At 58.2% G+C, this 1,175-nt stretch carries 1 pseudogene; it reads right to left on the bottom strand.

The window, feature by feature from the left end:
• Positions 1-743 precede the first annotated feature (743 nt).
• A pseudogene (locus tag ACXJL8_RS41615) lies at positions 744-1,175 on the bottom strand (caspase family protein); the annotation flags it as partial.

Genomic DNA, 1,175 nt, shown 5'->3' with positions numbered 1-1,175 from the left:
CTGCTGGCGGGGCGCCTCGACGTCGCCGGCAAGAACGTCGTCATCGTGCTCTCCGGCGGCAATGTCGATGCCGATCTGTTCTCCGAACTGGTGGCCTGATTTTTTCAGGGGGCTGTTACTGCAGCGTAGCCTCGTTCTAGAGACCCGCGAGGGCCAAGTAGAGATTATCGATGAGCCGACGTATTCGTTCGGCTCTGCGGATAATCTGCGAAAGTACGATACGGAAATCCGTCTTGATCGCGCGAATCTATCTTCCGTTCACGGAGTGAGAGCCAACGGGAAGTGGTCCGCGGTATTCGGAGCCAGTGGAGGGTGTTCTGGCGTCCATCAACACTCCGCCGTCGAAGTGGACCGTCGTCTGTATCTTGCGGTGGGCGATCAAGTAGTCTGTTTGAACCTCGTGACGGGCTTAACGGAGTGGTCACGACGCGTTGATCCGGCGACATGTTTCGGAGCCTATTGGGACTGCCTTCACGAAGCGCTCATATCCCACGGTGAACTGCAGATTTCTCGTCTGTCCCTTGCGGGCGACGAGATTTGGAGTGCTGACGGTGCGGACATTTTCTCGGAGGGGTTCAGGTGCCTGAGTAACGGCATTGAGGTCATCGATTTCAATCGTTCGGTGTACCTGTTTGATTATCGAAGCGGTGCGCTTCTCGCAGGATAGTGGTTTGCCGCGAATATGAAGAAGGGGCAGAGCGTCGCCGCTCTGCCCCTTTGTCGTGTGTGCGCTGTCCGTGCGATCAGTGCATGAAGCCGCGGTGATTGTTGCCGCTGCCCATGGAGGGCGCCTGGTTCATCGACTGGCGGAAGTTGTTGCCGCCGTTGTTGACGATGCGGTTGCTCGTGTTGAACTGCGGGCGGTTGTTCTGCTGGTTGTTTTGGACTTGCACCTTGTTCACCGGGTTGTTGTTAAGCTTCACGATGCCGGTGTTGCCGTTGTTGACGCGGATCGGGTTGGTCTGCGTCTGAACCGGCTTCACGTCGACAGTCGTGCCACCCTTGCCGACAATCACCGGCATGCTCACGATCTTGCCAGGAGTGCCGTTGGTTGTGCCGTTAGTCGTGCCGGCATTGTTGCCGCTGTTCTGCGTAGTGTTGGTCGGCGGCAGCGTCACGATCTTGCCGGTGCCGCCATTGTTCGTCGTGGTGGTCGGCGCGGGCAGGGTGACGAT

This window comes from Bradyrhizobium sp. P5_C11_2, assembly GCF_054049755.1.
Note: the sequence above shows the minus strand (reverse complement) of the source record. Positions and strands in the feature narration are given on the sequence as shown.